This is a genomic window from Mycobacterium sp. DHQP2018-32-09, from assembly GCF_058148405.1.
This window is the reverse complement of sequence record NZ_JBYVYK010000028.1, coordinates 1-7302: the sequence shown is the minus strand read 5'-3', so window position 1 is coordinate 7302 and position 7302 is coordinate 1. Positions and strand designations below refer to the sequence as shown.

Below are 7302 nucleotides of genomic sequence, written 5' to 3'. Positions count from 1 at the left end.
TCGCCCCCGCCGATGACGGCGCCGACGGTCGAAATGGCTTGCAGGGCAGCGAAGATGGCCTCACCGGTCGCCGTGCGTTCCTGCACCTGCATCTTGTCGATCGCCACCTTGGTGGCGTCGTGGTTGGTGGTCGGCGAACTCAGCATGGTCGGGTTGGCCGCATAGGAGATCAAGCCGAGGTTGATTCCCGGCGTGAGTTCGTCGGCGAACTTCTTGGCCGCCTCCTGGGCTGCGGCCATCCGGTTGGGCGGCACGTCGGTCGCGTTCATGGAGATCGAGGTGTCCATGACGAGCATCACGACGGCCCGGTTGCGCGGCAGCTTGCGGTCGACGGACGGTCCGGCCATCGCCACGGTGAAGAACACCAGCGCCAACGCGACCAGCACGGCGGGCAGGTGCCGCCACCGGGACTGCGGCTTGGGCGCGACCTTGCCCATCATCTCGCTGTCGGCGAAGCGCGACAGCCGCCGCGCGCGGCTGCGCTGATTGGCCACGTACAGCGCGACGAGTCCGGCCACCACGAACAGGAACAGGAAGAACCAGACGTGCACGAAGCCCGACAGTGGCAGTTCACCCAGCACGGGCAATTTCACGGGCACGTCCCTTCGACTCGCGATTCCCAGCCCCGAGCGTACGTGTGGGCAGCACCGCGCACGACGCCCGCCGCGCCGCCACCGCCCCTAGACTCGAGGGGTGCGTGACGTGCTGGAAGACCTGCTCGCGGTGTGGCGGACCGGCGCCACGGCGGGGTTGGCCACCGTCGTGCGCACCATCGACTCGGCGCCGCGGCCGCCGGGGGCGGCCATGGTCGTGGCGCCCGACGGCGCGGTGGCAGGCTCCGTCTCCGGCGGCTGCGTGGAGGCCGCCGTCTACGACCTCGCGGGCACGGTGGTCGCCGACGGCCGGTCGCGGCTGCAGCGGTACGGCGTCAGTGACGACGACGCGTTCGCGGTGGGGCTGACCTGCGGGGGCACCATCGACGTGTTCGCCGAACCGGTGTCGCGCGCCACGTTCCCCCAGTTGCAGCAGGTGGCCGACGACGTCGCCGCCCATCGACCCGTTGCGGTCGCGACGGTCATCGCCCACCCGGATCCCGCCCGCGTCGGCAGGCGGCTGGTGATCGGCCCGGTCACCCTGGACGGCGGGCTGGGCTCGGCCCGCAGCGACGCCGCCGTGGCCGACGATGCGAGGGGGCTGTTGCAGGCGGGCCGTACCGCGGTACTCACCTACGGCCCCGACGGTCAGCGGCAGGGCGAAGGCATGCAGGTGTTCGTCGCCAGCCACGCGCCGCGACCGCGGATGATCGTGTTCGGGGCCATCGACTTCTCCGCGGCGCTCACCCGCCAAGCCGCACTGCTGGGCTATCGCATCACCGTCTGCGATGCCAGGCCCGTGTTCGCCACGGCGGCGCGGTTTCCCGCCGCCGACGAGGTGGTGGTCGAGTGGCCGCACCGGTATCTGCGCGCCCAGGCCGAGGCGGGCGCCCTGGACGGGCGGACGGCGATCTGCGTGCTGACCCACGATCCGAAGTTCGACGTCCCCGTGCTGGACGTCGCGTTGCGGCTGGACGTCGGATACGTCGGCGCCATGGGTTCCCGAGCGACCCACGACGATCGCCTGGCACGGCTGCGCGCCGCGGGTCTCGGCGATGCCGAACTGGCCGCGTTGGCCAGTCCCATCGGCCTCGATCTCGGAGCCAGAACACCCGAGGAGACGGCGGTCTCGATCATGGGCGAGATCGTGGCGCTGCGCTGGGGTGGTTCGGGCCGACGCTTGTCCGCCGTCGCCGGCCGCATCCACCACGAACCGGCAGGCGGAGCCGCCGTGACGTACCTCGACGTCGCCGGCCATCGGCTCTGACCGGCCCTCCCGACGGTGGTCGCCTTGCTAGCGTGAGGGTCATGAGAGCCACGCACCTGATCGCAGCGGCCGCCTGCGCAGCAGCCACGGTGGTGGCCGCGGCACCCGCTCACGCCGCCCCCGACCCCGTCGCCGACCAGATCGACACGGTCTTCGCCAAGTCCGTCCGCGAGGCGGGGCTGCGCATCTCGGCCGCCGAGGCCATCGACGTCGCCCACTCCACGTGCGACGTGCTCAGCCGCGGCGGCACCACCGAAGACGCTCTGCGCCACGTGCAGACCAAGACCGGGTGGAAGTCCGCGCAAGACATCGGGACCCTCGGCAGCCTGGCGGTGCGGGCGTACTGCCCGGGGTCGCTGCCCAAGGCCCCCTAGGCCCCCAAGGCTCCCAAGGCCCCCCAAGGCCTAGGTACCCCTAGGACACGACCCCCCGCAGACCGTCGGCGCCGAACACCGGTTCCAGCATGGCCGACATGTCGGGTCCGCGGCGCAGACAGTGACCACCGTCGACGTTGAGCACCTGGCCGGTGATCCACTGCGCCGCGTCGCTGAGCAGGAACACCGCCGCGTTGGCGACGTCGGACACCTCACCGGGCCGCGGCAGCGGCGTGCAGCTCGCGTAGTCGGCGCTGATCTCCGGGGAATCGAGGATCGGTGCCACCATGTCGGTCTTGATCAGCCCGGGACGAATGCCGTTGACACGCACCCACGACGGTCCGAGTTCGTCGGCGGCCAGCATCATCAGGTGATCGAGGGCGGACTTGCTGGGCCCGTATGCGGCGAACCACCGGTGGGTGTTGCTCGACGCGATGGACGAGATGCCCACGAACGAGCCGCCGCCGCCGCGCACCATCTCCCTGGCACAGTGCTTGAGGACGTACATCGTGCCGTTGACGTTGAGATCGACCGTCTGGCGCCACATTTCGGAATCCACCTGGGTGATGGGCCCGATGGTGAGCGACCCACCCGCGCAGTGCACGGCGCCGGCCAGCCGCCCGTGCCACGCCGTGGCCGCGGCGACGACGTGGGCCACCTCGTCCTCGTTGGTGACGTCGGCCGGTTCGTAGCGCACCCGGTCCCCGGCGCGGGCATCGGCGCCCAGCGTGGCGGCGATCTCGTCGACGGCCGCGGCGAGCTTGTCGGCATTGCGCCCCACCACCATCGCGTTGCCGCCCGCGGCGACCACCGCGGCGGCAATGCCCTTGCCGATGCCGCTGCCGCCTCCCGTGACGAGAATCGTCCGCTCCGCCAACGACAGTTCAACCACAGCGCCACCTCCACCAGAACTAGAACACGTTCTCGTCATCGAACCACGGAGCCCCGACGCGGCGTGGGCGCATCCCCGACACCGGGGTTCGCGACGTCGCGCGGCGCGCGGCCTCGGCCACGCACACAGCGGTCTTGCAGCCTGCGTCCAGATATGGGACCGGAGCACCACTTTCCCGACGATCGACCGGGAAAACCCAGCCGCCCAGCGTATTGTTCACAGGCAGCGATCACGTGATCGACCGACGACAGAAAGCACGACGATGGCCCACCTGGAAACCTCTCGCCTGGTCCTTGCCGGAGGCTTCGCGCTCGCGATAGCGGCTGCCCCGCTGGTTGCCGCCGTCGCCACCACCACGTCGCCGGCCCCCACGGTCGCCGCCTGCCCGAGCGGGGAGAGCGAAGACACCTTCACCACCAACTGCACGCCCGACCTGGTGCCCAACTCGCCGCTCCCGGCGGTCGACGGCATTCCCTGCACCGGCGGCAACTCCGGTCAGTGCATCGGGCTTTCGGAGTCCCAGAACAACGTGCCGGACGTGACGCCGCACTCGTCGTTCAGCTCCAGCCCGTAGCCGCGGGGAACCACCGCCGCGTCGCCGTCCGCCCCTCGGCCGTGAGGGCCCCTCTCAGGGAACTCGTGGATTGTGTGCAGATTCCTGGCAGCTTCCATACACTTCTCCCGACGAGACGGTCAATTACGACAGAAAGCGTGACGATGGCGATCCTTGCCCCCTCCACCCGACGTCTACTCCTGGCGGGCGGGTTCGCACTCGCCTTCGCCGCGGCTCCCGCCGTCGGTGCGTTCACGGTGCCCGTCGCCGTGGCCGAGCCCTCGGCGTGTGTCGGAGGCGAAGAGGCCGACCCGTTCACCGGTGCCTGCATCCCGCACACCGTCCCGAACTCGCCGGCCACGCCGTTCAGCTCCATCCCCGGAAACCCGGACGTGCCCGCGATCGGCAACATCCCCTGCACCGGCGCCAACAGCGGCCAGTGCATCGGCCTCGCCGAGGACGCTCCAAGCTTCACCCCGCCGTCGTCGTCGGTGGGCAGCAGCCCCACCGTCTACGGCGTCTCCTAGGACCGTCGCCGGCGCCAGGCAGCCTCCAGGGCTGCCTGGCGCCGTGGCATAGAGTGGGGACATGGCTCCGAAGACTGATCCCGCCGACGAACTCGACGACGTCGAGCCCTTGGCCGACAGCACCGCCCGCCAGGCCCGCCGGGTCGTCGCGGCCTACGCCGTTGACGCCGACGAGTGCCGCGTCTTCCTGTCGATGCTGGGAATCGGGCCGGCGAAACTCGACGCCTAGTGACCTCTCATCCGGGTGAATCCGATTTCGTGGTGGTGGCCAACCGGCTACCCATAGACATGGAACGGCTGCCCGATGGCAGCACCACGTTCAAGCGCAGCCCCGGCGGCCTGGTCACGGCCCTGGAACCGATCCTGCGCAGGCGTAGCGGCGCATGGATCGGCTGGCCGGGCATCACCGACGGCCCTGAAGAGCCGATCCACGAGGAGGACCTGACACTGCGGCCGGTCCGGCTCACCGCCGACGACGTCGCCGAGTACTACGAGGGTTTCTCCAACGCCACGCTGTGGCCGCTGTATCACGACGTCATCGTCAAACCGATCTACCACCGCACGTGGTGGAATCGCTACGTCGACGTCAACCGCCGCTTCGCCGAGGCCACCGCCGCGACGGCCGCCCAGGGCGCCACCGTGTGGGTGCAGGACTACCAGTTGCAACTGGTCCCGAACATGCTGCGCGAACTGCGCCCGGATCTGGTCATCGGGTTCTTCCTGCACATCCCGTTTCCGCCCATCGAGCTGTTCATGCAGATGCCGTGGCGCACCGAGATCATCGAGGGCCTGCTGGGCGCCGACCTGGTGGGCTTCCACCTACCGGGCGGTGCTCAGAACTTCTTGTATCTGGCGAGGCGACTGGTCGGCGCGGAGACCTCGCGTGGCTCGGTCGGCGTGCGGTCCCGCTTCGGCGAGGTCCAGGTGGGGTCGCGCACGGTGCGGGTGGGCGCCTTCCCGATCTCGATCGACTCCGCCGACCTGGACACCAAGGCCCGTGATCGCCGGGTGCGTCAGCGCGCCCGCGAGATCCGCGCCGAGTTGGGCAGCCCGCGCAAGGTACTGCTGGGCGTCGACCGGCTCGACTACACCAAGGGCATCGACGTCCGCCTGCACGCACTCTCCGAACTGCTCGACGAGGAACGCGTCGACCCCGAGGACGTCGTCCTGGTGCAACTGGCGACCCCCAGTCGCGAACGCGTCGAGAGCTACAAGGTGATGCGCGAGGACATCGAGCGCCAGGTGGGACACATCAACGGCGAGTTCGGCCGGATCGGCCGTCCCATCGTGCACTACATCCACAAGCCCGTGCCCAGGGACGAACTCATCGCGTTCTTCGTGGCCGCCGACGTCATGCTCGTCACGCCGCTGCGCGACGGCATGAACCTGGTGGCCAAGGAGTACGTGGCGTGCCGCAGCGACCTCGGGGGCGCGCTGGTGCTCAGCGAGTTCACCGGCGCCGCAGCCGAATTGCGGCAGGCCTACCTGACCAACCCACACCACCTCGACGGGGTCAAGGACGCCGTCGAAGCCGCCATCGACCAGGATCCCGAGGAGGGCAGGCGTCGGATGCGCGCGATGCGCCGCCAGGTGCTCGCACACGACGTCGACCGCTGGGCCCGCTCGTTCCTGGAGGCGTTGGCGCTCAGATCGGAGTGATGCCGCCGATCTTCCACTGGCCGTCGACCTTCTGATAGTCGACCTTCAGTCGGCTGCCGTCATACAGCGGCTGCTTGGACTTGTCGGTGATCACGCGGTTCATGAAGACCAACACCGAGCCCGAATTACGGTGTGCGGCAAGGATCCCGACGCCCACGACGTTGATCTGGCTGATCACCTCGCGCTCCCGTGCGGACGGGATGACCTCGCGGGTCGTCTGATCCTCGAACTGCCGCTTGAAGTCCTGCGTCATCATCAGGTAGGCCTTCTCGCGGCTGGCCAGCACGGTCTGGAAGTCGAAGCCCAGCACGTCGGGGATCTGCTGCGCGGCCAACGGCGGCAGCTCTTGGGCGGTGCGCGCCTCGGCCTGGGTCTGGTCGTGGTTCCACAGCAGGTATCCGGAGAACGCGCCGAGGGCCACGAATCCCACGGCGGCGACGACGACGATGAACACCACCAGTCGCGACGTCAGGCGGCCCATCAGTTGCCCCCCTCGGGGTACTTCAGGTCGTAGCCGGTCATGTGGCCGTTGTCGTCCTCGTGGACGATCACGCGCAGCCGATAGAACTGCGTCGGCGAGTTCACGCCGTCCAGATCGGTGACCGTGACGCGGACGGCGACGAGAACCGCTGCGTTCTTCGCGATCTCGTCGACCTTCTCCAGCGCGGCGCCCGAGATGACCGCCTCGGAGCTGGCATTGGTGTCGCGGAAGATGGCCTTGAGGTTGTCGACGTTGCCCGCCTGGCTCATCATGTCGCGCAACGGCCCACTGGTGCCGTTGACGAAGCGGTCCACGCTCTGGTCGATGTCGTTCTGGGTGTAGCTGAACATGTTGGTGACCGTCTGCGTGGCGGTGTCGACGAAGCGCTGGTCCCGCGCGAGTGTCGCGTCGGCGGTCCGCTGTTCGCTCCCCAGCAGCGCCGTCAACCCGCCCAGCACCACGACCGCGACGCCGAGCACCACCAGGGCCACGGTCGCCACCAGCGTGCGGTTCGCCCGGCGGCGCGGCGGTGCCACCGGCCGGGGGGCACGCGGCGCCGTCGGGCTCGTCTGCACCTCCACGTGCACCGTCGGCGGCGCGATCGGTTCCGGGTTCGCGGCGGGACCCGCCGCGCGGGACGCACGTCTGCGTACCGGCTTGGGCGGCGACTGCGCGGCGCCCGAAGCCGTGTCTTGCTCGGTCATGCTTGCCTTGGATCCATCATCAGGTCGGTCCACGTCTCGGCGGGACTGAACTTGTCCGTGCCCGAGGCAAGGACACCCGTTCCACCGGCCGGGTCGACGAACACTCCGGTCCTCGAATCGTACGTCGTGGTCGACGGCGCCTTGGGCAGTGCCGACGCCGGGCCGCTGGCCTGCGGCTGGGGTCCCTGCGGGATGGCCTGGGCGGGCAGCAGCGGACCCTGGCCGGGTGGGGGCGGCACGCCGGGGTCGGCC

10 protein-coding genes and 1 pseudogene are annotated in these 7302 nt (G+C 69.8%); 6 read left to right on the top strand and 5 right to left on the bottom strand.

The features are described from left to right. A partial coding sequence (locus AC30CM_RS14990) for a VWA domain-containing protein (protein WP_490117685.1) occupies positions 1-593 on the bottom strand: 593 nt, incomplete at its 3' end. Between the two features lie 100 nt (positions 594-693). Between AC30CM_RS14990 and AC30CM_RS14985 the strand changes: the two genes are divergently transcribed. Both AC30CM_RS14985 and AC30CM_RS14980 read left to right on the top strand, forming a co-directional pair. Next, complete coding sequence (locus tag AC30CM_RS14985) at positions 694-1860, top strand: XdhC family protein (RefSeq protein WP_490117684.1); 1167 nt, start codon at positions 694-696, stop codon at positions 1858-1860. 41 nt (positions 1861-1901) lie between these two features. Further along, positions 1902-2234, top strand: coding sequence for a DUF732 domain-containing protein (locus tag AC30CM_RS14980; protein WP_490117683.1), 333 nt, complete (start codon positions 1902-1904; stop codon positions 2232-2234). 40 nt (positions 2235-2274) lie between these two features. Here the strand turns inward: AC30CM_RS14980 and AC30CM_RS14975 are convergent, their stop codons facing one another. Then, positions 2275-3126 carry an SDR family oxidoreductase gene (locus AC30CM_RS14975; RefSeq protein WP_490117682.1) on the bottom strand — a complete coding sequence of 284 codons (852 nt, stop codon included), beginning with the start codon at positions 3124-3126 and terminating at the stop codon, positions 2275-2277. A 262-nt stretch (positions 3127-3388) separates the two neighbouring features. Between AC30CM_RS14975 and AC30CM_RS14970 the strand changes: the two genes are divergently transcribed. From AC30CM_RS14970 to AC30CM_RS14955, 4 genes are all read left to right on the top strand, one after another. Further along, complete coding sequence (locus AC30CM_RS14970) at positions 3389-3700, top strand: intersectin-EH binding protein Ibp1 (RefSeq protein WP_490117681.1); 312 nt, start codon at positions 3389-3391, stop codon at positions 3698-3700. 143 nt (positions 3701-3843) lie between these two features. Next, positions 3844-4206, top strand: coding sequence for an intersectin-EH binding protein Ibp1 (locus AC30CM_RS14965; RefSeq protein ID WP_490117751.1), 363 nt, complete (start codon positions 3844-3846; stop codon positions 4204-4206). Between the two features lie 61 nt (positions 4207-4267). Beyond that, positions 4268-4435 carry a hypothetical protein gene (locus tag AC30CM_RS14960; RefSeq protein WP_490117680.1) on the top strand — a complete coding sequence of 56 codons (168 nt, stop codon included), beginning with the start codon at positions 4268-4270 and terminating at the stop codon, positions 4433-4435. Continuing rightward, positions 4435-5865 (top strand): alpha,alpha-trehalose-phosphate synthase (UDP-forming), encoded by a 1431-nt coding sequence (locus AC30CM_RS14955; RefSeq protein WP_490117679.1) that lies wholly within the window; start codon positions 4435-4437, stop codon positions 5863-5865. Before AC30CM_RS14960 ends, AC30CM_RS14955 begins: the two co-directional genes overlap by 1 nt. Here the strand turns inward: AC30CM_RS14955 and AC30CM_RS14950 are convergent. The 3 genes and pseudogenes from AC30CM_RS14950 to AC30CM_RS14940 form a co-directional block, all read right to left on the bottom strand. Then, on the bottom strand, positions 5852-6346 hold the full coding sequence (locus AC30CM_RS14950; RefSeq protein ID WP_490117678.1) for an Rv1363c family protein: 495 nt from the start codon (positions 6344-6346) through the stop codon (positions 5852-5854). The genes AC30CM_RS14955 and AC30CM_RS14950 overlap by 14 nt on opposite strands. After that, positions 6346-7050, bottom strand: a complete 705-nt coding sequence (locus AC30CM_RS14945; protein ID WP_490117677.1) for an Rv1363c family protein — start codon at positions 7048-7050, stop codon at positions 6346-6348. Before AC30CM_RS14945 ends, AC30CM_RS14950 begins: the two co-directional genes overlap by 1 nt. Further along, positions 7047-7302 (bottom strand): annotated as a pseudogene (locus AC30CM_RS14940) (mammalian cell entry protein); the annotation flags it as partial. The gene AC30CM_RS14945 and the pseudogene AC30CM_RS14940, both read right to left, overlap by 4 nt.

Excerpts from the sequence above, each read along its gene's own strand:
- AC30CM_RS14980 (WP_490117683.1), top strand. The coding sequence starts at position 1,902 with ATGAGAGCCACGCACCTGATCGCAGCGGCCGCCTGCGCAGCAGCCACG.
- AC30CM_RS14970 (WP_490117681.1), top strand. The coding sequence starts at position 3,389 with ATGGCCCACCTGGAAACCTCTCGCCTGGTCCTTGCCGGAGGCTTCGCG.
- AC30CM_RS14965 (WP_490117751.1), top strand. The coding sequence starts at position 3,844 with ATGGCGATCCTTGCCCCCTCCACCCGACGTCTACTCCTGGCGGGCGGG.
- AC30CM_RS14960 (WP_490117680.1), top strand. The coding sequence starts at position 4,268 with ATGGCTCCGAAGACTGATCCCGCCGACGAACTCGACGACGTCGAGCCC.
- AC30CM_RS14950 (WP_490117678.1), bottom strand. The coding sequence starts at position 6,346 with ATGGGCCGCCTGACGTCGCGACTGGTGGTGTTCATCGTCGTCGTCGCC.
- AC30CM_RS14945 (WP_490117677.1), bottom strand. The coding sequence starts at position 7,050 with ATGACCGAGCAAGACACGGCTTCGGGCGCCGCGCAGTCGCCGCCCAAG.